Source organism: Shewanella sp. SM21 (genome assembly GCF_025654335.1).
GTDB classification, from domain to species: domain Bacteria; phylum Pseudomonadota; class Gammaproteobacteria; order Enterobacterales; family Shewanellaceae; genus Shewanella; species Shewanella oncorhynchi.
Map to the genome: position 1 here is coordinate 79,733 of NZ_JAKKRL010000009.1, position 24,759 is coordinate 104,491.

The window sequence follows — 24,759 nt, forward strand, 5'->3', positions numbered from 1 at the left end:
TGTTATAAAACCAGCGGCATGGTGCTAGGGCTGAGCTAAACCCAAGGTTTTCTTCTTGGTAAATTTTGTCGGCAGTGTATTCACAGGATCGTCTGGCCACAGATGTTTTGGATATCGACCGCGCATTTCCTTTTTCACTTCCACATAAGGTCCCTGCCAAAAGCTGGCTAAATCTGCCGTCAAGGCTAATGGACGCTGGGCTGGAGAGAGTAATTCCATCGTCACCTTTAGTTTGCCCTGCGCCAACATAGGACTCTGCGCCATGCCAAAGGTTTCTTGCAGACGCACACGCAGCAGCGCACGCCCAGACTCGTCGTATACTATTGGCGCAGAGGTACCGGTGACTAACGGCCAGGAAGTTGGCAATAACTCGTCAAGACGCTGTTTCTGCTGCCAGCTCAAACAGTTTGCCACAAAACCAAAGCAATCGAGCTTAACTAATTGCTGCAGATTATTCACATTTTCGAGGTAAGGCGCCAGCCAAGTTTCTAGGCTCGCTAATAATGCTTCATCATCAACCTTGGGCCAGTCACTGCCCACGTCGAACTCAGTTGCCAATTTGAGCCTGTGTTGAAACTGTTCTAAGTTAGCGTTCCAATTGAGGATTTGTAATCCTTGCTGGCGAATATAGCCCAGTAAGGCCGCGACAATCTGCTTACGTTCAGGCTTAGCAATCGTCTCGGTTTTTACTAAAATTTGTCCGACCTTGTATTGGCGCTGCGCAATTACTCGACCTTTAGCTTCATCCCAGCCACAGATCTCATGAATATCCAGTAAACCTTTTAGCTCGCGGTCGAACAAGCTTGGCTGAAGCTGACTCGCTAAGTAAATCCGCCCAGCGTTTCTGCCTTCAGTTTCTTGAAAATCCGCCACCACCATCCACGGCGTTTGCGCCAATGCATCATCGGCTGCGAGCACGACGCCAGTACCATTGGCTAATTGGTAGCCCTCAACACCGCGAGCTTTAGCAATACGATCCGGATACGCAAGTGCTAATAACAACCCCACATCGCTGTGGTGTGCATGGGTCGCTATCTTAGACAAATCCGCCGCTAATCCTAGCTTTTTCTGCCACTGTTTTGCCTGTTGCCCAGCTTGTCCATGACAGGCAAAGTGCAGGTAATTCATGATATCGGCGCCCTTTTTAGGCAAACCGCGCGCCTCTAAAACCCCCGACAACAAGCAGGCCAAACTGCCCAATTGCGTTGCTTGTTCGTTAGCATTATTGACTCCCCCATTGTTTGCGCCCAAACTTTTTGCGCCCAATAACATATGAGCAAGCCTTGGGTGACACCCTAGCTCGTAGGCCGCTTTACCATGGGGAGTGAGTTTATTTTGAGTATCGACCATGCCTAAATCTTGTAACAGTTTCCACGCCAGCGCCTCATGCACACTAGGTGGCGGCGTTAACAACATCAAGTCGCTAAAGGATTTTGCGCCCCAGTAAGCACAATCGTGGGCCATAGCCACCAGATCCGCTTGGCTGATCTCGGGTTCATCGGCCCTGAGCATGCGGCCATGTTCTTCTTGGCTCCACAGGCGAACGCACACACCCGCTGATAAACGCCCGGCGCGACCACTACGCTGAGTTGCGGAGGCTTGGCTTATACGTTTCAAGCCTAAGCGGGTGACACCGGTTTTAGGGTTAAAACTCGCTTGTCGTTTATAGCCACTGTCGATGACAAACCCTATTTCTTCAATAGTTAAACTCGATTCCGCCACGTTAGTGGCTAGCACAATTTTGCGCCTGCCATCTATAGTTGCAGCGATCGCGCTATCTTGCTCGGCACCTGAAAGTTCACCATAAAGAGGGCAAATCAAAAAGGCATCGTCCGCTAAGCGCTCACGCAAAAACTGCTGTAATCGTAAGATCTCCCCTTTACCGGGTAAAAACACGAGCACGGCATTATTGGCAGCAGTTTTATCAACACCGGCACTGCTGCTGGCCGAGACCAGTTCGAGCACGCAGCGGCCGAGGTGATCGATCCAATGCTGCTGAGTTGGCACAGGGCGATATTCGATGTCGACAGGAAAACTCCGGCCTTCGCTGTGCAAGGTCACCGCTTCTGGCATGAGTTCAGCGAAGGCAAGACCAGATAGAGTCGCTGACATAGCTAATATCTTTAAATCGTCCCGCAGTGAAGCTTGCACTTCGAGCGCTAGGGCAAGACCTAAATCTGTGGTGAGGTGACGTTCATGAATTTCATCGAAGATGATCATTCCAATCCCAGTTAACTCGGGATCTTGTTGGATCATTCGCGTCAGTATGCCTTCGGTGACAATTTCTAAACGGGTATTGGCGCTGATTTTAGCTTCACCGCGGACGCGATAGCCGACTTCTTGCCCCACCTTTTGCTGGCGACAGCTGGCAATATAGTGCGCCACACTACGCGCCGCGACACGCCGCGGTTCGAGCATTAAAATGCGTCCGCTGATTTCTGGCCAATCCAACATAGCCAAAGGTAACGCCGTTGATTTACCCGCACCTGTCGGTGCCTCGAGGATCACTTGAGCGTGACGAGAAAAAGCCGCGCGCAGCGGTGCTAATAAGCTATGAATAGGTAGAGAGTTCAAGAAAAAGACATCAGCGGCCAAGACAGGGCGTCAGTGTACTAACAATCGGCTTTGAGTACCATTTCGCAGCAAACATTATCAAGTCAGTGCTGACATAAGTAACAGCTCAAGGCTGCCATGCCCAAGATTACAGCTGTGGATAGGGAGCAAAAATCTCACGCTTTTCGAGCCAAGGTTGACTGAGCCCTGACTGTAGTTCAGCTAAGCGTATCGGTTTATTGATGGCGTAACCTTGAGCATAGTCGACGCCTAAGGCTTGCAATTTCCACCCTATTTCTTGGGATTCGACAAATTCAGCAACCACATCAAACCCCATATCTTGACCAAGTTGGCAGATGGATTTTACGATCGCCTGATCCGCAGAGTCTTCGCAAATATTGACGACAAATTGGCCATCAACCTTTACAAAATCCACATTGAGGCGCTTAAGGTAAGCAAAGCTAGAAAAGCCTGCACCAAAATCATCGAGGGCTAATTTACAATTGAGTGGACGAAGTATCTCGAGTAACTTTGTCGCTTGATCAAGCTGACTCACAGCCGCGGTTTCAGTGATCTCGATGCAAAGCTTATCCACCAGCTCAGGTTCGGCCATCAAACGCATTTCTAGCCAATTCATAAACTCATGATCGCCCAAAGAAGTTGCCGACAGATTCACAGACACTAGATCCAATTGCTGCCAAATATCTAAATGACTACCACCCCACTTGAGCAAATTATCGATCACCCAAAGATCAACCTTAGAAGCCAAGTTGTATCGCTCGGCGGCAGGTAAGAAGATAGCTGGAGACACTATAGTGCCGTTAGTCTGCACCATACGCAGTAGGATCTCTAAATGTAAGCCAGTTTCCTCGCGGTTTAACGGCACTATGCTTTGAAAATAAAGCTCGAATTGGTTTAATGCGAGTGCGCCGACGATATCTACAGAGGCCATCATCTCGGTGTAGAGACGGTTCATTTTAGGATCGCTCGCACTGTATAAATGCCAGCCATTTCGGCCTTGATCCTTCGCCAATCGACAAGCAGCGTCAGCTTGACTCATGACGGTATAAATATCGGCGGATTTTTTATCTAGCCTAGCAATCCCCATACTGACACTGACATTGTGACTACGACTTTCCCAAATAAACTCATGATTTGCTAACTGGGTACAAATCCGCTTAGCAATCTGTTTCGCAGAGTCCACATTGCAGTAATGCATCAGGATACCAAACTCATCGCCCCCTAAACGGGCAACAATATCGCCTTTACGTACGAGCTGTTTCAAACGTAATGCGACTTGGCAAAGCAGCTTATCCCCAGCCTGATGGCCACTGATATTGTTAATGACTTGGAATTGGTCTAAATCGAGAAACGCCACGCAAATAGGCATATCATCGTGGGCATGTAGTAGGTTTTCTAATAGGGCTTCGAAATGTAACCGATTGGGCAATCCTGTGAGCGCATCATAATTGGCATGGAACGACAGCTCATCGGCTAAGCGGTACTTTTCACTGACATCTTCGGCAATCATGACTAAAGTATCTTTATCGCCGCTAATCTGGCTAAAACTCAGTTTCAACCAAGTTAATTGATGAATTGATTTTAAAGGTAATTCACACCAAGCTTGACCGAGCACACCTTCTCGTACCACATGTAAGGTATCAGTTAGCATGGCGTGTTCTTCCTCACGCACCATGTCGAATAAATCATAGCCATGTTGAATTGGCAGGGTTTGCAGAGCGACTTTATTCAGCATAGTCAATTGATCATGCTTATCTAACAAGGCGCAAGCTAAGGGCAACTGGTTGAATACTTCACAGTATTTATGTTCACTGGCAAGCATGCTCAAAGCGATACGCGTCAATTCCATCGCAGAGCCAATCATCACAGCGGCGTGATTAAACTCACTTATAAACTCTTCGCTCCATTCACAGCATTCTGAGCAATTGACAGCCCCCAAGGCAATACGAGTTTCGCCAAACACGACTGGCGGCAATACTAATAGACTCTTGACGTCCCAATCCCTTAATAAAGCTCGCTCAGCCTGAGCATCGGCAGGCAAGGTATTCACATCAGCCAGATTTAATAGACGCGGAGTACGGACAAGAGAGCGAAAAAATGGCATACGTGCCAAGGGCCAGACTCGGGTTTGTTGGCCTTGGGCAAATTGGGGTTTTAGATACAAATTACGCGTGCGTAAACGATCCAGTGACTGGCTTCCGGTTAATACAAATACCCCGTCACAATGCAGTTGCAAAGTAATAGTCTCAAGCGCTCTGTCAACATTCTGCTCTAAGGTTTCTAGCGGGGATTCACTAAAAATACTGACCAAAGCCTGTTGGAGTGGATTAGCTAAACCTACTGACATGAAAAGTCTCTTCCTTACCTAAAAATCCATTTAAGGTATTATCGACGTGCATTAAGTATAGGCTCACAGTGAATTAAACGTCTGCTTGAGTCACAAATTAGCTGATAAATTCAACAGCTAGATTAACGCTCAAAGACGCTAAACGTCAAAGTGTTCCCAGAGATAATCCGTGTTGAACGCCACAAAGGACGATAAACCGATGCAACAAAGGCTATTTCTCGGCTTCGCGCCTACCGCTGCACAAATGACAAGGCTGAGTGATTTACAGCAGCAACTGATTTGCCACCTCAATCCGGAGGCGAAAGCGGTTAGCGTCAGTAATATGCATTTAACGCTCTGCTTTATGGGTCAAGCTAACAACGAGCAAAAAATCGCCCTCCTTGATGCGGTTGACCGCTTAGTGAAGCCAAGATTTAGCGTTCGGCTTAACCAGCTCGATGTATGGCCCAATGCGCAAGTATGTTGCTTGAAAGGCGATGATATTGAGCCTCCGTTAGCGCAATTCGCTAAACAGACGCAAGAAATTGCTGACCGACTGCAATTGCATCGGAATGAGCACAGCTTTTGCCCGCACATCAGTTTATTTAGAAAAGCAAAACAATGGACACTAGATGAGTCGGCTTTATTGCAACTCAAAGGTATGAATACGCTGACGTTAACGCCCGATAATTTGCATTTATACCATTCAAAAAGCACAAGCACGGGTGTCGAATATCACATCCTAGATTCTTGGGCGCTCGGTGAGCCTTAAATCAAAAACAAAAAGCCCGAGTATCCACTCAGGCTTTATTTTTAAACTTATGAATCAATCCATTAATCAATACTAGAATAAAAATAGCAGTTAACTAGAGAGCGATGATGAAGAAAGCCCTATTCGAGTAAACGTAAGGTTTCGCGATAGGCACGCTTTTGCTCGTAGGTTTGTAACCGCAGCATAAACTCATCAGTCTTAGTCATTTCAGCATTCATTTTCAACGCTTCGATCGCTTTCTGCTGCGTCGAAATAGCAGCACCAAAATCGCCTAACTCCGCATAAGCCGCGGCTAAATTATCAAGATTTGTAGGATCGTTTTCATTCACTTTGAGTAATTTTAAGGACAACTCGACCGCTTTATTGCCATCACGATATTCTGCTTCGGGACAAGTTGCTAAAATCCACGCCACATTGCCCAAAGCAACATCATCACCCACTTGGGAAAATTGCTCGACCGCTTTACCGCAGTTGCGCTGCACACCGTCACCGCCAGACGCATAAATAAAGCCTAAACGGAATTGAGCCCAACGACTGCCCTGCTCACTCAACCCTTTATACCAATGCTCAGCGACTGACAAGTCACGCTTGATCAATTGGCCTTCAAATGACAGATCCGCTAAGGTTTGCTGCGCTTTTTCATGTTGTTGTTCGGCGGCAAGTGAGATCCAGTGCAATCCAGTCGGCACTTCTTGCGACACAAAACGTCCAGAGAGATACATTAATCCCAGCAAAAATTGAGCATCGGCATCACCTTGCTCTGCCGTCACCTGAATATGCACAAACTTACTGGCCGCAAGTTCAGCTGCTGGCTGCGGGATAGAAAATGCGTGCGCCGCAGAGCTCAGCCCTATTGTTAAGCTTAAACCTGCACCTAAAACCCATAATCTGTATTTCACTTGCTTACCTCTCTTAAAAACAACCGCCCTCAAAGTTAGCCAGAATTAACCCCATAAGTCGAGCCTAAATACGCACAAACCTCAGGATAATGGGGGAAGCTAAGCCAAATGGAATGTCAAATTTAAAAAGTGAAACATGTTATTGTGTAATTTAGTGGCATATTTTATTCATAATCTATAATAAAACTGCTGAAATAGACTGGTAAGATGTGATTAACTCGACAGAGTTAAGTGAATCCAGCGAGTTTCATATCGATTTAGTTGACTTAAATCACTAAAGTAGCAAAATAGGCTCTAATTTTAGATGGTTAATTGCATTTATTCACTTATTCTAAACTAAGACTTCCATCAAGTTTTTGTGAGTTTAATTGACGTAAAATGCTTATTTAGAATACTCTTACTTTCGTTTTAATCAATCGAGGAACACCAACATGGCTCTGATTGGTAAGCCAAAACCTGATCCAACTTTGGAATGGTTTTTATCACACTGTCACATTCATAAGTACCCTGCAAAGAGCACTCTTATCCATGCTGGTGAAGACTCAGATACCCTTTATTACATAGTAAAAGGTTCTGTAGCGGTATTGATTAAAGATGAAGAAGGTAAGGAGATGATCCTTTCTTATCTGAATCAAGGTGACTTTATCGGTGAACTAGGTTTGTTTGAAGAACAAGCCGAACGTACCGCTTGGGTTCGTGCTAAGCAAGCTTGTGAAATCGCTGAGATTTCATATAAGAAATTCAGACAGTTAATTCAAGTTAACCCTGAAATTCTGATGAAGCTGTCTGCACAAATGGCCTATCGCCTACAAAGTACCAGCCAGAAAGTGGGTAACCTTGCATTCTTAGACGTTGCAGGCCGTATTGCTCAAACTCTATTACATCTGGCTAAACAACCTGATGCTATGACACACCCTGATGGCATGCAGATTAAGATCACTCGTCAAGAGATAGGTCAAATCGTTGGCTGTTCACGGGAAACTGTGGGTCGTATCTTGAAGATGTTAGAAGAACAGAATTTGATCCAAGCTCATGGTAAGACAATCGTGGTATACGGTACCCGTTAAGTTAGTCTTCAGCTTGATTTAAGCCTGCCTTATTAAAGTGGCCTAGAATAAATTCTAGGCCATTTTTTATTGGGGAGCTCAAATGAAACGGCTGTTTTTAATCTGTTTTTTCAGCCTATTCACGCTGGTGCATCCAATAATCTTGCATGCCGAACCTATTGAATTAGAACATTATCAAGCCAAGGCGTTAGTTAACTCTGGGCAAATATTGTCCTTAAACGGTACACTCGCCGTAGTAAACCAATTTTGCCAAGGTGAACTAATTGATGCTCATCTCTATCAAGAAGATCATAAATGGCGCTATGATTTGCAAATCAAAGTTCAGCGTGGCCAAATCGTTAATCTCAGTATTGATGCAACAAATGGTCAAGCCGATCAATCAATAGCACTACCGAGCGAATGTCGAAAACATGAAACTGTTACTCGTTGAAGATAACCCAATGCTAGTCACCGAGCTGGAGAAACAACTCAAACTCGCTGGCTATGTAACCGATATTACAGACAAAGCGCTTGAAGCCGATTATCTGATCAAAGAAACCCAATACGATTGCGTAATCTTAGACATAGGTTTGCCCGATGGCAACGGCCTCGAACTGCTCGAAGGCTGGCGAAATCAAGGGATCAGCACTCCAGTCATCATGCTGACGGCCCGCAGCCAATGGCATGAAAAAGTAGAAGGTTTTAATGCTGGCGCCGACGATTACTTAGGTAAACCTTTCCACGCCCAGGAATTATTGGCCCGAATCCAAGCTTTAATCCACCGTGCACATGGTCGTCTAAACACCTCAAGTAAACAATTGAGTTATGGTGGCGTGGTTTTAGATGAAGCAGAACAAACGGTAAAAGTGGCCGAGCAACTGTATGAACTCACAGCAATGGAATTCAGGCTGTTAAAAATCTTCCTCATGTCACCTAAGAAGCTGCTATCTAAGACGCAGCTAACTGATAAGCTCTATCAGTTTGACGATGAAAAAGAGAGCAATGTGGTCGAGGTTTATGTCACCCATCTACGCAAGAAACTGGGTAAAACCACGATCGAAACCCGTCGCGGCCAAGGTTACATCTTCCACGGCATTATTGAATGATCTCGATCCGCACTAAGCTCAGTTTATGGTTAACTGGCTTACTCGTGTTAGGTACTGTAATTGGACTGATACTGTTTGAGTCCATGCTACGTCAGGCCTTCCACGACTCTATTATCAATCGCTTAGAAGAAGATCTCGAACATATCATGCTGGCAACCCATATCCATGATGGGGAGATCAGCATAGATCAAAGCCAGCTTTCCAGTTTCTACAAGCCCGCCTATTCAGGCCGTTATTTTCAGCTTAACCTGCCAAATGAAGTGATTCGCTCACGCTCCCTGTGGGATATGCAGTTAGATATCGAGCCACTAGCACCGAATCAAACCCGCGTCTGGCAAGCTAAAGGGCCAAAAAATAACGATATGCAGTTGTTATCATTAGGGTTAAATTCCAGCAGTGCCAATGTCAGCGCTACCTTAACCGTTGCGCAAGATTTGAGTATCGGTAGACGCGTGTTTAGCGAGGTTTATGGCACTAAGCTTGGTGTCAATCTGGCGATGTTAGTTGCTATGATCGCGGGGATATTCTTGATCCTACGTCAATCATTTAAGCCAGTTAAGCACATACAGCACGCACTTTCTCGGCTAAGACAAGGGGAAATTAACGCGCTGGAGCTCAATAATATTCCTCCCGAAGTACAACCATTAGCAAAAACCTATAATGAACTACTTGAGTACACAGCCAAGCAAATTGAACGTAGCCGCAATAACTTAGGTAATTTGAGCCATGGGCTCAAAACGCCACTTGCCGTGATGCAGCAACAGGTTGAAGCTCTTGGCCTCAAAGATCCTGAAACTGCCATTGCCCTGCAGCAGCAACTTGATTCGATTCACAAGATGGTCGAGCGTAAACTGGCTGCGGCGAGGATCACTGGCGACATGCTCCCCGCTGCGCAATTGGTGATCCCTAGGGATTTACATAGCCTAGCCAACACGCTAAATAAGGTTCACCGCAACAAGTCCATTGAATGTGATTTCGAACTCGATCCCAATATTCTCAGACTGCCTATTCACAGGGAAGATGGCATGGAGCTCTTAGGCAACCTGCTAGACAACGCCTTTAAATGGGCCCAGAGCCGAGTCAGCATTCAGCTATCGCGTCAACAAGAGCGTCTCTGCCTTTGTATTGATGATGATGGTCCAGGGGTTGCTGATGATGAGCTAGATAAGCTCACACAAAGAGGAACAAGGCTTGATGAGTCTGTGATGGGTCACGGTTTAGGATTATCAATAGTGAAAGAAATTGCCGAGCAATACGAGATTGAGCTGCAGTTTAATCACAGCACTCGCTTAGGTGGATTGAGGATCGAGCTGACATTTAGCTAGCCCCAGGTTATACCAATCGTATTAAATACCTTGTTTGAAATATCCATAAAAAACGCCATCGAATTGATGGCGTTTTTTTTATGCAGAAAGCAATTTGAGGACGTTAGGCTTTATTCACATTGGTGCTTTCAAAAATCTTATCGGCAGATGCCGCCACAAAGCCTGTGTAGAGCTCGCCATTAGCCATAGGATAACGTAGCGCAAACTCATAAAAACAGCTTGGGATTTCCACTGTCGCGTCAGTAAATTCAACACCAATCTTATCAGCCATAGTCGAAGACTGTTCTAACAAGACTTCTGGCGAACCTTTGATCTCGCCACCTGAACTATTGAGCACAAAGCCCGCTTGCTTCAGAGCTTCATTCACTGACTCTAAAGTCTCAAAACCATCGAGGTGATTGATAGACACAGTGAAATGGTTAGCGCGATAACCAAAAGCCGCTACCCAAGCTGCATATTCACTCTCAGTTAATAAGTCCTGATAGGTTTTAGCATCTAAAGACCAATGACGGCCTGAGTAAATAAAGTTGTCCGCCGTTGTCGCTGCAGCATCCACTTGGGCGATTAAGCCTTGAATAGTTTTTTGCAACGCAGGGCTAAATTCTTCAACCAACAGCTCAGAGATAAACACTTTAGGCTGAGTCGAATCTGGATGTTCAAAATGCTTAGCGATCAGTTTTTTCTGTTCAAACTTATAATCACCGCAAGGTACATAACCTAACGAAGTGAAATGCTTAGCTAGCACGTCCAAATTCACCTTAGCGATATTGAAAGTACGCAGGGCAATATGGTCGTTGATGATCGGCTTACCATGACCCAACAACGCGTGCACTTTTGCCGCAGAAGGGGTCATTTGAATATAGTCTTGCCACAGGGCGGCAAATAACGCGTTGATGTCGGTATGCATAAAAACTCCTTTTATTGTGCTGCGGTTATTGCTGTTATTTTGCCGCGAACACTAAATGTAACGACCTAAATGCCACTGTTGCAGCGTCACACATACCCACAGTAGAAACTCAAGTAACGTTACTGCTTGTTATTAAAAAGGAAGAACATTAGTCCTTCCTCCTCTTGCCCACATATTCTTTACCACATAAAAGTCAAATCTCTACCCGCTTACAAGCTCAAACCTGGGCTTAATGTCGCGGGTAAACTCACGGCATCAGCCTCGACAGAAGCGACTGGATAAGCACAGTAATCGGCGGCATAGAAAGCACTCGCTCTGTGGTTACCCGAAGCCCCAACACCACCAAAAGGTGCCGCGCCCGATGCGCCAGTGATTTGTTTGTTCCAGTTAACAATCCCTGCACGAATACGCGCGAGGAAATAATCATAATCTTCACGGCTATCGGCAAGTAATCCCGCAGACAAGCCGTAACGCGTTTGGTTAGCCAATTTGATCGCTTGATCGAAATCACTATAACGCACCAGCTGTAGCAGAGGTCCGAAGTATTCTTCGTCCGGCAAGACATCGATCGCTGTCACATCGATAAGGCCAGGAGACACTATGCCTGTACCCGCTTCTAGATGGGTCAACTCGACCAAAGACACGCCGCCTAAGTTCAACAGATTCGCCTGCGCCGCAACCATACCCTTAGCGGCAGTTTCAGAAATCATTGAGCCCATAAAAGGTTGTGGCTGCGCGTTCCAAGGACCGACTTTAATCTGTTTAACCGCATCGACTAACATGGCAATCAGCGCATCGCCCTGCTCGCCTTGCTCGACATATAAACGGCGGGCACAAGTGCAACGTTGACCCGATGAGATATAAGCCGACTGCAAAATATCGTGCACTGCGGCCTTAATATCCTGCACACCTTTAATGATCAGTGGGTTATTACCCCCCATCTCAAGTGCTAAAATTTTGCCCGGATGACCCGCATATTGTTGATGTAAAAAATGACCTGTGCGTGAGCTACCAGTAAAGAACAGACCATCGAGCTGTGGGTGTGAAGCCAGCGCTTTACCCGTATCCACCTCACCTTGGACTAAGTTGAGCACGCCAGCAGGCAGACCTGCTTTATCCCATAGGCTGACCATCAACTCGGCGACTTTAGGCGTGAGCTCTGAAGGTTTGAAAATCACGGTATTCCCAGCCAACAGCGCAGGCACTATGTGGCCGTTCGGCAAATGACCAGGGAAGTTGTAAGGACCGAACACAGCCACAACACCGTGGGGCTTATGGCGGATAACCGCACGTCCTGCTGGCGTATCGTTGGCTTCTGTGCCCGTACGTTTATTGTAAGCCGCAGCCGATAAAGCAATTTTGCCTATCATGGCACCGACTTCAGTCGCGGTTTCCCACTGAGGTTTACCCGTTTCTTGGGCAATCGTTTCAGCCAGTTCCGCTTTATTGGCTTCGAGTTGGGTGCGATACGCTTCAACTATGGCTAAACGCGCATCGAAACCTAACATAAACCAATCAAACTGTGCGGCGCGCGCGGCATCAACGGCGGCATTAACTTGTTCTGCAGTGGCCGTTTTACCGGTCCAAATAGATTGTGCATTGGCAGGGTTAATTGAGGTCACGTCATGACCTTTGCCAGCATGCCACTGGCCTTGAATATAATGTGTCATTGGTTATTCCTACATTGCCAAAATACGGATTTGATCGCCTTTTGCGAGTAGCAAACCCGCTGCCAGCTCAGGGCTAATGATGATATGTTCGGATTTGTCGTCCACGGCCAGTGCAGCAGACGTCGCTCGGTAATTGGCTAATTGGGTATTTGAGATAATAAATTGAGTGTCGGCTTCGACCATGTCACCAATATCGACGGTCAATAAACGACTTTCACGCACGCCGCGAATGTCCGATAAACGACACTCAACTGTTGGACCACCATCAAAAATATCCACATAACCGCGGCATCGAAAGCCTTCGGCCTGCAGCAAACTTAATGCGGGACGGGTATTGGTATGCACTTCGCCAATCACTTTCTGCGCTTCTTCCGGCAACAGACAAACGTAGACAGGATTTCGTGGCATCATTTCGGCCATAAATGCCTTTTTACCTAAGCCAGAAAGATAATCCGCCTGAATAAAATCTATGCCCAAAAAGTGTTTTTGCAACCAACCATAAAAAGGTGAATACCCCTCGGCGTCGCTTACACCGCGCATTTCGGCAATCACAGTTTCGCCAAAACGCTTCGCATGTTGAGCTAAAAACAGAAAGCGACTGCGGGATAACATGCGGCCATTGTTGCCCTTGCGATATGCTTCACGCAAAAACAGCGTACACATCTCAGCAGCGCCAGTGTAGTCATGGCAAAGGGTGAGTGTTTCGACCTCGTTACGCACGTCAATTTGCTCAGAATGATAGACTTCGGTACCGAGTCGATAATGGTAGAACGCATCTTCCATTCCCACCGCCGCTTCGATGGCGCACGTTCCCACCACTTCACGGGTATCGGTATCTTCCAGCACCATTAGATAACCTTCATCGAAGGGAGTCTCTACGGCTTTGACGAATGAGGCTTCTGCTCGAGCAATTTTATGTCTGAGCAGATCCGCATTCACAGGTAATGACGTAAAACCATGACCAGACTCTTCGGCAATTTGATATAAGGCCTCAAAATCACCAGCCTGAATAGGACGTATGATTAACATCTTAGTGTCTCCTCACTTTGGCTTACCGTGCATCAGGGCACCTCTCTTCAAAAAGACAGGCAGTGATGCAGGTAAGTATTCCCTGACAAAAAAGGAGTGCGAATAAATTCAGCACTCCTTTGGTCATTTAGGCGGCAGCTATGCTCGCCACAGCACGTTCAAAACGAGCTAGACCTTCAGCAATATCTGCCTCAGGGATCACCAGAGAAGGAGCAAAACGCACCACGTTAGCACCCGCCATCAGGCTCATTAAGCCTTCAGCGACAGAGGCCACCAAAAAGTCGCGTGAACGACCTTGGTATTGTTCATTAAGAACGGCCCCTAAGAGTAAACCTTTACCGCGTACTTCTGAAAAAACATGATATTTTTCATTGATTTTGCTCAAACCATCACGCAATAACTGCTCGCGATGTTTTACGCCATCTAACACTTCAGGTGTGTTCACTACATCTAACACAGCATTACCGATAGCGCAGGCTAATGGGTTACCACCGTAGGTAGAACCATGAGTGCCCACTTTTAAATGCTCGGCAATCTCAGCCGTTGTCAGCATAGCTGCGATAGGGAAACCACCACCGAGCGCTTTAGCTGTGGTTAAGATGTCAGGCACGATTTCAGTACCCATGTAAGCGTAAAGTTCACCAGTACGGCCCACACCCGTTTGGACTTCATCAAAAATCACTAGTGCATTGTGCTTATTAGCCAATTCACGCACGGCTTTCAAGAATGCAGGATCGGCATCGATAATACCGCCCTCGCCTTGCAGCGGCTCAAGCATGATGGCGCAAGTCTTATCCGTTACTGCGGCTTCTAAGGCGGCAACATCGTTAAATGGCAGGTGAGTAATACTCTGCGGCTTAGGACCAAAACCATCGGAATAGGCAGCTTGTCCACCGACACTGACTGTGAAGAACGTACGGCCGTGGAAAGCTTTATCGAACGCTATGATTTCATCTTTCTCAACGCCATGTTTTTCTAAGGCATAACGACGGGCAAGTTTTAATGCGGCTTCGTTGGCTTCGGCGCCAGAGTTGGCAAAATACACTTTGTCGGCAAACGTGCTATTAACTAATTTAGTCGCTAATGCTAAGGCTGGCTCATTCGTCATTACGTTTGACAGATGCCATAATTTTTCACCTTGTGTCTTAAGGGCATTCACAAGGGCTGGATGACAGTGACCTAAGCAATTTACCGCAATACCGCCAGCAAAATCGATAAACTCGTTGCCCTCTTGGTCCCAAACTCGGCTTCCTTCGCCACGAACAGGGATCACGGCAGCAGGCGTATAATTAGGCACCATCACTGCGTCAAACTGGGCACGGTCCAACTTCATATCAACGCTCATTCTTCTTCGTCCTTTGTGTTTGTTTAACGGCGCCTTGCACCGTCAGAGTCCCATAGGTATCTTTATCTAGAGTTAGTGATACTGGGATTGCTTGTGTCTATTAATAACCATTATTAGCGAAAATGTGATCAAAATACCAGTTTTTCACAAACATCAATCCACGCACTTCCACCCAAAGTGCATAAAGATTGCAGTTTAAGAACTATACAAGCGGTTAAGCCCATGGCTTGCAGCATAATTAGTCAGAAAAAAAGTTATTTGCCCCTCATTTTGCTAGCTATTCACTGAATGTGAATAACTACACCATTTTAACGAATCAAGTGTGAAAGCACAAAATGGCCAATTTTCGACCTCACTTCAAGGGCTTCGGGCAATAAATTGAACAAGGGAAACACATGGGGCATGTTAGGGTAAAAACAGCCCGTTATCTCACCACCACAGGCTTTTATTTGGGCGACTAAACGTTCAGAATCCTGTAATAATAGCTCCCGCGTACCCGCAATCACTAAGATGGGCGGCAGGTCTGCCAAGTTCCACTGTAAGGGGGAAACTTTTGCCGACATAGGATCGGCCCCCGCAAGATAAGCGCCACGTAAGCGCAGCAATGCCTCTATGGTGAAGAAGGGATCGTCGGCTGCGAGTATCAACTCAGTATCCCCCGTAAGTGCTAAGTCTAACGCGGGCGATAGTAAGATACAGGCGGTCGGTAAAGGCAGGCCTAAACGCTTTAATTCCAGCAACAAACTCAGGGCTAAATTGCCGCCCGCCGAGTCACCCATGAGGATCAAATTCTCCGTGCCTTTCAGCTCAATTAACCGCCTATAGGCTTCAAGCACATCATCAAATGGTGCGGGGAAAGGATGCTCAGGAGAGAGACGATAATCAGGAATATAAGCATCTAATTGACAACGCTGGCAGATATCTGCGACTAATCTTGCATGGGCATGGGGCGTTTTAAAACAGAAGCCTCCGCCACGGATATAAAACAGACTTCCAAGGCGAGAAGGTTCGTTGAGAAGCACATAATGTAACAAGTTTGAGTGTTGTAAGGGGATGGTAGCGCTGACTAACTTATCCGGCCAAGGGAGCCAACGTCTATCAAGCTCAAGCAACTTTTCACGCACTTGCGCTAAGGGCATTTTGGCCTGTCCACGACTGATGGATGGCCTAGCGACATAGGATAAAATGGTATTTAGTACAGATGCTTGCCAGCTTGGCATATCCCTTCCTCTACTTAAACGCCGCAATCATGGCGCTACGTAGCAGACCGAGGATTACAGCAGATCTAACTTCCTATAGTTTTGTGCTTTTAGGCGCAGTACTTCTTGCTCAGTTAACTCATAATAATCAAACATTAAGCGCTTTTCTTGGGGATCGATTTGACGCATTTCTTCGAGTAATACCACCTTAGCATAACAGTTTGCCCGCGCGACTAATGCCGACTGAGGCGACAATTCTCGATAACTTAAGGTTTGGTCTAACTCCTTTAACAACCGAGTTAAGGGACTCGCTTCAAACTTAAGTAACTCTAATAATTGCCAATTAAGTTTGAGGCCATGGCTTAACACTTGTTCAAACACGGCCTTAGCAGGAAACTCAGTGGCAATCACCGCATCATACACTTCCTTATCACGGCTGCTACTGGCTTCTCTTATCCAAGATCCCCATGTTTGGTCGAATAAACGGGCACTTAAACTCAATACAACGGATGTGCCTAACTGATTAAGTAAGGCACTACTATAAACCAAGGCTGAGTCAGTATTATGAAGCTGAGCTAAAGCATTTGCCGCTATGCCACTGACTATGCTGTAGCGCCATAATTTACGGGTAGTCCATAACAACTTAGCATTGCCACTAGGAAGCCAATTTCGCAAACAAAAGTAAGGGATAATGGTGCGAAGGTTTTCGATACCGATGTAATTCATCACTAATTTGATATCAGTGACCCGCACATCTGAACTCTGAGACCGGCGAGCGCGAAAAGATGGGCTGTTGACCATGTTGGTTAAGTCGCGGCACAACCAATTTAAGCTACTGATCAATGGTCTTAATCGCGTTGCATCGAGATTTTTTGCCAGCAATAATTCCAACAAGAGGATTTGCGACTCATTGATATCTGACTTAGCAAGAACAGATTCAGGGGACGCGAGTTGATGCTCGATGGCGTTAATGACAGTTTCATGCAACTGGCTCGATACGGCTTCAAACACTTCTTTAGCTTTAATTTGTTTCATCAAACGCACCAAAATCGCTTCGCGTTCAACATCTAACTTATTTGCATCGGCCTCTAATTCAAGGTCGAGTTCATCCAAAAGAGTCGGGCTCGCTTTTTGCTTTCCGAGGATCAATTGTTGATAGAGCCTATGTTCTATCTCTATAATTTTGCCGGGTCTTACACCGCCCGCAACCGAAATCGCCACTATAAATCTTTCCTATATCGCTAATGCCCGAGTGACGTCAACACAATCAAACTCTCAAAATCATTACAATTTCAGCACATACACTTAATCTTAGCAATAATGCAAAGTCGCAGAACGCAAACAAAGAGTTATATCGGATATTTCCTAGTCAGTTACCCAATAAAAAGGCCTCGACTAGGAGACCTTTAAAAGAAATCGAACTGAATTATTTAAGTTCTTGTTCAAATAACTTATAGATGCGGCGGTATTCATCTAACCAGCTAGAAGGTTGACGGAAACCATGGGGCTCAACAGGATAAATCGCCATTTCAAAGGTTGGTTTTTCCAGTTCAATGAGGCGCTGTACCATACGCACACTGTCTTGGAAGAAAACGTTGTCGTCCATTACGCCACTCATGATAAGCAGTGGTTTAGTTAATCCTTGGGCATGCTCAATAGGAGAGCTGCGCTCATAGGCGATAGGATCGACATCAGGCGTATTTAAGATATTAGAGGTATAAGGCGCATTATAATGTGCCCAGTCCGCCACAGGACGCAATGCAGCTCCAGCTTGGAACAAGTCCGGCGCGGTAAACAAAGACATAAAGGTTAAGAATCCACCGTAAGAGCCACCATAAGTCCCGACACGCTTAGTATCGACATGGGTATGAGTCGCCATCCACGTTACGCCATCCTTTAAGTCTTCCACTTCTGGATGACCCATATTGCGATAAATAGCAGTGCGCCAATCTCGGCCGTAACCTTTAGAGCCACGGTAATCCATGTCCATCACAACATAACCTTGTTGAGTCAGCAGGTTGTGGAACATAAACTCGCGAAAATAACCGCTAAAACCATAATCGGCATTCTGCAGATAACCTGCGCCGTGATTGAAAATCACCGCAGGATATTTCTCAGCGCGGGACTTATCATAGCCTTGCGGCAGATAAACTCGAGCGTACACATTGCCAGCACCATGATTTGAATGTACAGCTACCACTTCTGGCGCTTGCCATGGGTAATTTTTGAAGGCATCACTGGTATAAGACGTCAGCTGCTTTAACTCGCCGCCAATGGGTTGAACATAGAGTTCATTAGGCTGTGTGCGGCGTGAGGCATTGAGTAATAGCTGAGTGCCATCGGGGCTTAAGCTGTAATCTAAGTTGCCATCCCACTGGGTTAGTTGCTCATTTTTACCTGTGGCAAGATTCACGCGGTGAACATTATAAATACCGGGGTGACTCTGGTTCGCTTTGTAATAGATGTAATTGGCATCCGGTGACAGCGTAATATCACTCACGACAAACTTGCCTTGGGTTAACGCACGCGGTTTTTCGCCTTGAGCTTTAATATAAAGCTGCGAATAACCGGACTCTTCTGACAAGTAATACAAGGTATCCGTATCCGGTAACCAACCGAATTGGTTGTAATCGTAATTCACCCATGCATCATCATGTAAACGATGTTCGGTAATGAATTTACCCTTAGCAAGATCGACACTGGCGATCCAGCGATCTTTATTATCAGTTGCTTCTAGCATCAGGGCTAATTTATTTTCCGACTCATGCCATTGAATCGCACTCTGAGTCCAGCCCCAATCCTGCATCAACTGAATTTTACGTGGCGATTTAGTGCTTTGATAAGTTTCGCCTTTCGCTTTAGCATTTTCAGCTTTCACTTTGGCTAGCACATCCTCATCAAAACCAGTAAGGCCCTCGATGGTGATATCGACATTTTTATGTTGGTTTAAATCAAGCACCACAAAACGTTGCCCTGGTGGCGTATCTTCAGCCACGCGCGCGCGCACTGGCACTGGGTCGATATAACCTTCACTACCTAAGTAATTAGGCATGATGTCGTGTTCGCTGCTACCTGTGTAATTTTTATCTGTAAGAGTGACTAAAATATAGCGGCCATCGGGTGATAAACTCAGCTCTGACACCACTTCGCTATCGCCTAAATACCAAGTGCTGGCGGCGAGCGTTGGATCGTTTTTTTGTAATTCATCTTGATACTGCGCTTTAGTTTTAGCATTTTCTTGCTGCAGCGCCACATACTGAATCAATCTGTGCTGTTGTTTCGTAATATAAGACGTCGGCTCTTTTACCGCTTCTGGTGCTTTCGCCATTTTAATTTCAGCAAGTTGCTCGACTAAGCCAGAATCTTGATGGATCTGGAAAACATTGTCGCCCTGCCAATAGGCGATATCGCCATTATTGAGATAACGCACACCATCGATGGCGCTACGCTGGCGAGTCAGTTGGCTGATTTTACCCGTGCTTAATTGCTTAACAAAAATGTTGCCTTGATATAGGTAAGCCTTGTGGGACTTAGTGCGATCAAACACGCCAAACTGCTGATCTGCGGCATGTAACTTATCGAGAGCTAGCTCGACGGCGCGGCTGTCATTGATGCCTTGCTGATAATAGCTACGCAGAGGTGAAGTACTCGCTTGGCGGGCAAACAGCACGCTTTGGCTATCGTCGCTCCAGTAAGCCTCTTTGGCAAAGATCCCCATCCAATCAGGATTTGCCATAATTTGATTAAGCGTAAGCGCCTGTGAAACTTGTGGCGGTTGGGCTAAGGGAACTTGGAATGCTGGCGGAGCTATTACGGGAGTTGCAGTTTCAGTCGATGTCGCTGCGCACCCAGCCAATACGGCAACCGCTAACGCACTAAAACCCAAATTTCGCATTACGCTTCTCATTTATCCTTCCTTTTATTGTTATCGCAATGGCTAAATGACCCAGTCTACTTATCTGCTGGTTTCGCCTATTCGCGTAGTTTTGCGGCAGTTATAGCATAGTTAATCGCTAAACTTGCTTAAAAGAAGGATAAATCTTGTAACAGAAATTGATAGTGTGGAGAGTTTTTAAGGCGAGGAAATTATACGGGAACAGCCGGTTGCGCTAAAAAATTGGCTAACAGTTCGAGACCTTGCTCGGTGAGAATTGATTCGGGATGAAATTGCACCCCATAAAGCGGTAAGTCTTGATGGCTCATGGCCATGATTTCTCGGCCGTGAATTGCATCGTCAAACCAAGCATCGAGTACAAAACCTTCAGGCACTGCATCAACCAGTAACGAGTGATAACGTGTCACGGTTAAAGGCTGATTTAATCCCTTAAATAACCGCTGTCCAGTGTGCGTAATTGCACTGACCTTGCCGTGCATCACCCGTTCGGCACGCACGACATTGGCACCAAAAACCTGCGCCATCGCCTGATGTCCCAAACAGACACCTAGGATCGGCATGCACGTGGCAAAATGCTCAATCGCCGCGAGGGAGATCCCCGCCTCATTAGGTGTGCAAGGTCCGGGCGAAATCACTAGATGAGTCGGCGCAAGCGCCTCGATGTCGGCTAGGCTAATTTCATCATTACGTTTAACCACTATCTCTTGCCCTAGCTGCTGAAAATACTGCACTAAGTTAAAGGTGAAAGAGTCGTAATTATCGATCATTAGCAACATACAAGATCCATTGGTCTAAATGGGTAAAGGTAACGCATATCTAACGGATGAATGCGGGCGCAAATGCTATCACACCTTGTACTTAAGGTTTAACCAATTACGGCGATAAAATACAGCGACAAAAAAGCCAGTCATTAGACTGGCTTAGTTTTTAAACGACTTGGGCATTTCACCACAGTTATTTAACCACAGTTAAATGACTGCGACGTTTAGGGGGCTCATCTGTCGGTTCAAACGCTTTATCTGTTGTTTCAACAACGGATAAAGATGAATCGACTTCATCGTCCATCAGGTAAGCATCTTCGATATCGAAGACAGTGCCAGCACCGTTTTCACGGGCATAAATAGCGACAATCGACGCCATTGGCAACATCACCTGCTGAGGAACACCACCAAAACGCGCATTGAACTCCACACACTCATTGCTAATTTGCAAATTGCCCACTGCGCCAGCAGCGATATTCAACACTATCTGGCCATCCTTCACGTATTGCTGCGGTACTTGAGTGCCTTCAACAAAGGCATCAACCACAACATGAGGAGTCAATTGGTTGTCCATCAACCAATCATAGTAAGCCCTTAGTAAATAAGGACGATTTGGAGTCAAAGGTTTCATTACATACCCATGCGCATTTCGCGTTCGGCTTCAGTTAAAGAAGCTTTAAACGATTCACGCTCAAAAATACGTGTCATATACGCTTTGATATCTTTAGCTACACGGCTATCTAGCTCAATACCTAATACAGGTAAGCGCCACAACAATGGGCCAAGGTAGCAATCCGCTAGACCAAATTCTTCGCTCATGAAGTAAGGCACTTCACCGAAGATAGGCGCAATTGCGATCAGGCTTTCAGTCAACTCTTTACGAGCCGCTTCAACACGATCACCTTTACGGATACGGTCAACGAGCGAATACCAGTCAGTATCGATGCGATGCATCATCAAACGGCTTTGGCCGCGAGACACTGGATAAACTGGCATCAAAGGCGGATGAGGAAAACGCTCATCCAAATATTCCATGATAATGCGTGATTCATATAAAACGAGTTCACGGTCTACCAAAGTTGGCACTGAGTTATATGGATTTACTTCGAGCAAATCCTCAGGCATTTCGTTAGGGTCGACCTGTAAAACATCAACAGTAACCCCTTTCTCAGCTAACACGATACGTACTTGATGGCTATACAGATCATCAGCACCTGAAAACAGTGTCATGATAGAGCGTTTGTTGGCAGCAACAGCCATTGATACCCTCCAGAATCGAAATAAAACAAAAGTAAACGAGGGGCAAAGCCCCCCGTTTACACTATGCGGATATTACATTTTACCCGTTATTGGTGCCTAGTGTACATCTTTCCAATACTCTTTCTTCAAGAGGTAGGCCACAATAAAGAATATAAATAGGAATCCGAGTACCCACCAGCCCATAGCTTGACGCTCTAGCTTAACAGGTTCAGCCGAATAAACTAAGAAGCCAGTGATATCACGTACTGCTTGGTCGTATTCTTCCGCATTCAATTTACCGCCAGTCACCACAATAGTGCCATCTTCTTGTTTAACTGGTGTGCCTTGTAACTCTTCGAGTACATGTGGCATACCAACAGATGGGAATACTGTGTTATTCACACCAAATGGGCGACTTGGATCTTTATAGAAGCCTTTCAGATAGGAATAAACCCAATCTTCACCACGCACGCGAGCAACTAAAGTTAAGTCTGGCGGTGTAGCACCAAACCATTTAGCAGCATCTTTAGGTGGAATAGCGTTTTGCATCAACTCACCAATTTTAGCATCGGTGAACATATACTTATTACGCATATCATCCGCAGAGATACCGATATCGGTCGCTACACGTTCATAACGTTGATACTGAGTGCTGTGGCAACCAGAACAGTAATGTTGGAACAGGTCCACACCACGCTCTAAAGAAGCTTTATCATGCAGATCAACATTGGCATCTTCTAAATGAATTTTATGTCCGCTCGCGGCCATAGCCAACGTCGGCAACAAGGTAACTAATGCAATCAATAATTTTTTCATTAGTGTGTCAACCTCGCTGGAACAGGTTTAGTTTTTTCATTCTTGCTGTATACCCACAGCGCCACAAAGAAACCAAAGTAAGTGAAAGTAAACACCTGTGCAACTATCGTCAGCGTCGGCGTGGCAGGCACTACCCCTAAATAACCCAATACTATGAAAGATATAGCAAATTGAGCAATGTTCAGCTTATGTAGCGTACTACGGTAGCGAACTGACTTCACTTTACAGCGATCTAACCAAGGCAATACGAACAGTACTGCAATCGACAGACCCATCATTATCACGCCACCCAATTTATCAGGCACTGCACGTAAAATGGCGTAAAAAGGAGTGAAGTACCAAACGGGTGCAATGTGTTCAGGTGTCTTCATCGAGTTAGCCGCTTCAAAGTTTGGCTTTTCAAGGAAGTAACCACCGCCTTCAGGAATAAAGAACAACACATAGCAGAACACTATCAGGAAGCCCGCGACGCCCATGATGTCTTTTACAGTGTAATATGGGTGGAATGGAATACCGTCAACTGGCCAGCCATTTTCGTCTTTGTTCTTCTTGATTTCGATACCGTCAGGGTTGTTAGAACCCACTTCATGCAGCGCAATTAAGTGTAAAAACACGAGTACGACTAATACTAGCGGCAGAGCAATAACGTGCAGCGCAAAGAAACGGTTCAGCGTTGCGCCAGAGATCACGTAGTCACCACGGATCCACAGGGTTAAGTCGTCACCAATAACTGGAATCGCACCGAACAGAGAGATAATTACCTGCGCGCCCCAATATGACATTTGACCCCATGGCAGCAAATAACCCATAAAGGCTTCGGCCATCAACACGAGGAAAATTAACATACCGAACAGCCACAGTAGTTCTCTAGGCTTCTGATATGAACCGTAAATTAAACCACGGAACATGTGCAGATAGATCACAACGAAGAAAGCTGATGCACCCGTTGAGTGCATATAACGCAGCAACCAACCGTATTCAACATCACGCATTATGTATTCAACAGAGGCAAATGCGCCTTCTGCTGTTGGTACATAGTTCATCGTCAACCAGATACCTGTCAGTAATTGGTTAACCAATACCAACATCGCTAGCGAACCGAAAAAATACCAAAAGTTAAAGTTAGTTGGCGTAGCGTATTGGCCCACGTGACGGTTATAAGTCGCCGTCATTGGGATACGCGCATCAATCCAATTAATTAAATTCTTAACCATTACGCCACTCCTTTATCTACACCGATAATCACGGTGCCATCATCAACGTATTGATGTGGAGGGATAACTAGGTTCAATGGAGCAGGTACGCCTTGGAAAACGCGACCAGCCATATCGAACTTAGAGCCATGACATGGACAGAAGAAACCAGAAGTGACACCTTCAACTTGCTCACCAAATGAATCTGGCAAATAAGTAGGTGAACATCCGAGGTGGGTACAAATACCGACAGCAATAAAATACTCTGGCTTGATTGAGCGCAAAGGATTTGTTGCATAATCAGGCTGCTGCATCTCAGCAGAAGCAGGATCTCTTAACTTATCATCATGTGTTGGCAGTTCATTGATCACAGCATCTGTGCGACGGACAACCCATACAGGTTTTCCACGCCACTCAACACGGATCAGCTGACCTGGCTCTACTTTACTGATATTTACTTCGACCGGTGCACCTGCAGCTTTCGCTTTGGCACTCGGATTCCATGACTTGATGAAAGGAACCGCTACAGCGACGGCACCAGCACCACCTACTACGGCGGTTGCGGCTGTCAGGAATCTGCGACGTCCGGTATCGACTGGCGCATTGCTCATCCACTTATCTCCCAGAGGGTGTTGGAATTTTTATATTTCAAAGACT

Annotated in this window: 21 protein-coding genes; 5 read left to right on the forward strand and 16 right to left on the reverse strand. The window is 46.0% G+C overall.

Going from position 1 to position 24,759, the window contains the following annotated elements; translation table 11 throughout:
* Positions 1-24: 24 nt before the first annotated feature.
* Together hrpB and L5L94_RS13580 are read right to left on the reverse strand one after the other, a co-directional pair.
* Positions 25-2,574, reverse strand: coding sequence for an ATP-dependent helicase HrpB (gene hrpB, locus L5L94_RS13575; RefSeq protein ID WP_263163612.1), 2,550 nt, complete (start codon positions 2,572-2,574; stop codon positions 25-27).
* A gap of 127 nt (positions 2,575-2,701) precedes the next feature.
* Positions 2,702-4,921, reverse strand: a complete 2,220-nt coding sequence (locus tag L5L94_RS13580) for a putative bifunctional diguanylate cyclase/phosphodiesterase (protein ID WP_198571945.1) — start codon at positions 4,919-4,921, stop codon at positions 2,702-2,704.
* A gap of 199 nt (positions 4,922-5,120) precedes the next feature.
* On the opposite strand from L5L94_RS13580, the gene thpR reads away from it, so the two are divergent.
* The gene (gene thpR / locus L5L94_RS13585) at positions 5,121-5,672 is read left to right on the forward strand and encodes an RNA 2',3'-cyclic phosphodiesterase (RefSeq protein ID WP_317629646.1); all 552 of its coding nucleotides are present in this window, start codon (positions 5,121-5,123) and stop codon (positions 5,670-5,672) included.
* 119 nt (positions 5,673-5,791) lie between these two features.
* On the opposite strand, the gene L5L94_RS13590 is transcribed toward thpR, so the two are convergent.
* A complete protein-coding gene (locus tag L5L94_RS13590; RefSeq protein WP_131525482.1) occupies positions 5,792-6,571 on the reverse strand; it encodes a tetratricopeptide repeat protein in 780 nt (259 codons plus the stop codon).
* A gap of 431 nt (positions 6,572-7,002) precedes the next feature.
* On the opposite strand from L5L94_RS13590, the gene crp reads away from it, so the two are divergent.
* From crp to L5L94_RS13610, 4 genes are all read left to right on the forward strand, one after another.
* Positions 7,003-7,638, forward strand: coding sequence for a cAMP-activated global transcriptional regulator CRP (gene crp / locus L5L94_RS13595; RefSeq protein WP_006080082.1), 636 nt, complete (start codon positions 7,003-7,005; stop codon positions 7,636-7,638).
* 82 nt (positions 7,639-7,720) lie between these two features.
* Complete coding sequence (locus tag L5L94_RS13600; protein WP_105250261.1) at positions 7,721-8,068, forward strand: PepSY domain-containing protein; 348 nt, start codon at positions 7,721-7,723, stop codon at positions 8,066-8,068.
* On the forward strand, positions 8,049-8,723 hold the full coding sequence (locus L5L94_RS13605; protein WP_131523983.1) for a response regulator transcription factor: 675 nt from the start codon (positions 8,049-8,051) through the stop codon (positions 8,721-8,723). The genes L5L94_RS13600 and L5L94_RS13605 overlap by 20 nt, the downstream gene beginning before the upstream one ends.
* Positions 8,720-10,048: an ATP-binding protein gene (locus tag L5L94_RS13610; RefSeq protein ID WP_131523982.1), complete on the forward strand. Its 1,329-nt coding sequence runs from the start codon at positions 8,720-8,722 to the stop codon at positions 10,046-10,048. The genes L5L94_RS13605 and L5L94_RS13610 overlap by 4 nt, the downstream gene beginning before the upstream one ends.
* A 103-nt stretch (positions 10,049-10,151) precedes the next feature.
* Here L5L94_RS13610 and L5L94_RS13615 read toward each other — a convergent pair whose 3' ends face one another.
* From L5L94_RS13615 to petA, 13 genes are all read right to left on the reverse strand, one after another.
* On the reverse strand, positions 10,152-10,955 hold the full coding sequence (locus L5L94_RS13615) for a DUF1338 domain-containing protein (protein ID WP_212599655.1): 804 nt from the start codon (positions 10,953-10,955) through the stop codon (positions 10,152-10,154).
* A gap of 209 nt (positions 10,956-11,164) precedes the next feature.
* Complete coding sequence (gene astD, locus L5L94_RS13620) at positions 11,165-12,625, reverse strand: succinylglutamate-semialdehyde dehydrogenase (RefSeq protein WP_263163616.1); 1,461 nt, start codon at positions 12,623-12,625, stop codon at positions 11,165-11,167.
* A gap of 9 nt (positions 12,626-12,634) precedes the next feature.
* On the reverse strand, positions 12,635-13,654 hold the full coding sequence (astA, locus tag L5L94_RS13625; protein WP_263163618.1) for an arginine N-succinyltransferase: 1,020 nt from the start codon (positions 13,652-13,654) through the stop codon (positions 12,635-12,637).
* 127 nt (positions 13,655-13,781) lie between these two features.
* Positions 13,782-14,999 carry an aspartate aminotransferase family protein gene (locus L5L94_RS13630; protein ID WP_263163619.1) on the reverse strand — a complete coding sequence of 406 codons (1,218 nt, stop codon included), beginning with the start codon at positions 14,997-14,999 and terminating at the stop codon, positions 13,782-13,784.
* Positions 15,000-15,307: 308 nt separating this feature from the next.
* Positions 15,308-16,219: an alpha/beta hydrolase gene (locus tag L5L94_RS13635; protein WP_263163620.1), complete on the reverse strand. Its 912-nt coding sequence runs from the start codon at positions 16,217-16,219 to the stop codon at positions 15,308-15,310.
* A 54-nt stretch (positions 16,220-16,273) separates the two neighbouring features.
* Positions 16,274-17,419 (reverse strand): HDOD domain-containing protein, encoded by a 1,146-nt coding sequence (locus L5L94_RS13640; RefSeq protein ID WP_263163622.1) that lies wholly within the window; start codon positions 17,417-17,419, stop codon positions 16,274-16,276.
* A gap of 205 nt (positions 17,420-17,624) precedes the next feature.
* Positions 17,625-20,105, reverse strand: coding sequence for a S9 family peptidase (locus L5L94_RS13645; protein WP_263163623.1), 2,481 nt, complete (start codon positions 20,103-20,105; stop codon positions 17,625-17,627).
* A gap of 179 nt (positions 20,106-20,284) precedes the next feature.
* Complete coding sequence (locus tag L5L94_RS13650; protein ID WP_263163625.1) at positions 20,285-20,869, reverse strand: anthranilate synthase component II; 585 nt, start codon at positions 20,867-20,869, stop codon at positions 20,285-20,287.
* 178 nt (positions 20,870-21,047) lie between these two features.
* Positions 21,048-21,485, reverse strand: coding sequence for a ClpXP protease specificity-enhancing factor (locus tag L5L94_RS13655; protein ID WP_105250272.1), 438 nt, complete (start codon positions 21,483-21,485; stop codon positions 21,048-21,050).
* Positions 21,485-22,114, reverse strand: coding sequence for a stringent starvation protein SspA (gene sspA, locus L5L94_RS13660; RefSeq protein WP_006080065.1), 630 nt, complete (start codon positions 22,112-22,114; stop codon positions 21,485-21,487). The genes L5L94_RS13655 and sspA overlap by 1 nt, the downstream gene beginning before the upstream one ends.
* Before the next feature lie 96 nt (positions 22,115-22,210).
* Positions 22,211-22,909 (reverse strand): cytochrome c1, encoded by a 699-nt coding sequence (locus tag L5L94_RS13665; protein ID WP_105250273.1) that lies wholly within the window; start codon positions 22,907-22,909, stop codon positions 22,211-22,213.
* Entirely contained in the window at positions 22,909-24,123 is a 1,215-nt protein-coding gene (locus tag L5L94_RS13670) for a cytochrome b (RefSeq protein ID WP_105250274.1), read from the reverse strand. The genes L5L94_RS13665 and L5L94_RS13670 overlap by 1 nt, the downstream gene beginning before the upstream one ends.
* Complete coding sequence (petA, locus tag L5L94_RS13675) at positions 24,123-24,713, reverse strand: ubiquinol-cytochrome c reductase iron-sulfur subunit (protein ID WP_006080059.1); 591 nt, start codon at positions 24,711-24,713, stop codon at positions 24,123-24,125. The genes L5L94_RS13670 and petA overlap by 1 nt, the downstream gene beginning before the upstream one ends.
* Positions 24,714-24,759 lie beyond the last annotated feature (46 nt).

Excerpts from the sequence above, each read along its gene's own strand:
- L5L94_RS13580 (WP_198571945.1), bottom strand. The coding sequence starts at position 4,921 with ATGTCAGTAGGTTTAGCTAATCCACTCCAACAGGCTTTGGTCAGTATT.
- thpR (WP_317629646.1), top strand. The coding sequence starts at position 5,121 with ATGCAACAAAGGCTATTTCTCGGCTTCGCGCCTACCGCTGCACAAATG.
- crp (WP_006080082.1), top strand. The coding sequence starts at position 7,003 with ATGGCTCTGATTGGTAAGCCAAAACCTGATCCAACTTTGGAATGGTTT.
- L5L94_RS13600 (WP_105250261.1), top strand. The coding sequence starts at position 7,721 with ATGAAACGGCTGTTTTTAATCTGTTTTTTCAGCCTATTCACGCTGGTG.
- L5L94_RS13605 (WP_131523983.1), top strand. The coding sequence starts at position 8,049 with ATGAAACTGTTACTCGTTGAAGATAACCCAATGCTAGTCACCGAGCTG.
- L5L94_RS13610 (WP_131523982.1), top strand. The coding sequence starts at position 8,720 with ATGATCTCGATCCGCACTAAGCTCAGTTTATGGTTAACTGGCTTACTC.
- L5L94_RS13615 (WP_212599655.1), bottom strand. The coding sequence starts at position 10,955 with ATGCATACCGACATCAACGCGTTATTTGCCGCCCTGTGGCAAGACTAT.
- astD (WP_263163616.1), bottom strand. The coding sequence starts at position 12,625 with ATGACACATTATATTCAAGGCCAGTGGCATGCTGGCAAAGGTCATGAC.
- astA (WP_263163618.1), bottom strand. The coding sequence starts at position 13,654 with ATGTTAATCATACGTCCTATTCAGGCTGGTGATTTTGAGGCCTTATAT.
- L5L94_RS13630 (WP_263163619.1), bottom strand. The coding sequence starts at position 14,999 with ATGAGCGTTGATATGAAGTTGGACCGTGCCCAGTTTGACGCAGTGATG.
- L5L94_RS13635 (WP_263163620.1), bottom strand. The coding sequence starts at position 16,219 with ATGCCAAGCTGGCAAGCATCTGTACTAAATACCATTTTATCCTATGTC.
- L5L94_RS13645 (WP_263163623.1), bottom strand. The coding sequence starts at position 20,105 with ATGAGAAGCGTAATGCGAAATTTGGGTTTTAGTGCGTTAGCGGTTGCC.
- L5L94_RS13650 (WP_263163625.1), bottom strand. The coding sequence starts at position 20,869 with ATGTTGCTAATGATCGATAATTACGACTCTTTCACCTTTAACTTAGTG.
- L5L94_RS13655 (WP_105250272.1), bottom strand. The coding sequence starts at position 21,485 with ATGAAACCTTTGACTCCAAATCGTCCTTATTTACTAAGGGCTTACTAT.
- sspA (WP_006080065.1), bottom strand. The coding sequence starts at position 22,114 with ATGGCTGTTGCTGCCAACAAACGCTCTATCATGACACTGTTTTCAGGT.
- L5L94_RS13665 (WP_105250273.1), bottom strand. The coding sequence starts at position 22,909 with ATGAAAAAATTATTGATTGCATTAGTTACCTTGTTGCCGACGTTGGCT.
- L5L94_RS13670 (WP_105250274.1), bottom strand. The coding sequence starts at position 24,123 with ATGGTTAAGAATTTAATTAATTGGATTGATGCGCGTATCCCAATGACG.
- petA (WP_006080059.1), bottom strand. The coding sequence starts at position 24,713 with ATGAGCAATGCGCCAGTCGATACCGGACGTCGCAGATTCCTGACAGCC.